This is a genomic window from Komagataeibacter kakiaceti JCM 25156 (assembly GCF_000613305.1).
In genome coordinates, this window is sequence record NZ_BAIO01000720.1 from 1 (window position 1) to 931 (window position 931).

At 62.0% G+C, this 931-nt stretch carries 1 pseudogene; it reads right to left on the reverse strand.

The window, feature by feature from the left end:
• Positions 1-931 (reverse strand): annotated as a pseudogene (locus JCM25156_RS26090) (chromosome partitioning protein ParB); the annotation flags it as partial.

Here is a 931-nt window from a genome sequence, read left to right on the forward strand (position 1 = left end):
AGCGTGCGCCAGGCCGTCAGTTCGGTGAGAAGCCGGTCAGGCAGTGGTTTGATCCCGTCTTCTTCCTCGGGCTCGACGTCGGGAGCGGAAGTATCGCCCTCCCCGCCCACATCGCCGCCATCATCAGCAACACGCTCATCCTGCCCGTCATATGCAGCGTGATCGTATTCACCGGTGCCGCCGACATCATCGGCCTGTTCTGCTCCGCCGGCATGTCCTCCGGTAATACGAAGCCCCGTTCCACCTGCAATGTGCCGTCGCTGGCGAGGCTGACGAAGGCCCCGGCCCGTGCCATGTCGGCGGGATCGAACGCCAGAGGTCGTTCCTCCAGGACAAGGATGGCCTGTTCGATCTCGCCCAGCCTTGCGTCAACCTCGTCAGGGTATTCATCGGCCTGGGCGTATTCGGCCTCGATGCTTTCCTGCTCGGTATGCAGGACTTCAAGACGGGCCGTCTCGTCATCGGACAGAGGCACTTCCGTGCCATCGATTTCCGCGAACTGCCGGGTATGCCCCCATGGGAATGACTGGGCGGTTTCGACCCACTTCCAGCCTTCGGCGCGGATATCTTCTGCGGCTGTGTGCAGCTTTTCCATGACCAGCCGGTCCAGAATGGCCGGATCCTGCAGCCAGCCGCCGTCATCGGCCTCGAACAGGTCGCGCATGATAGGACCACCAGCGGCAAGATAGGCGTCCAGTCCCACGAAGCGCACGCGACGATCCGAGGCCCGCACGGTCTTTTCCGTCAGCATGCGGCGGATGACATAGGGCTCGCGATTATGGCTCTGGCTGACGATTTCCCAGACCTGTTCCTGCCGGGCATGGTCATCGCTGATGGAAAAAGCCATCAGCTGTTCCAGGCGCATTCCGTCCTGCTCATAGATATCCAGCAGTTTGTCGGACACCGTCATCAGCCGCAGGCGCTGTCTGAC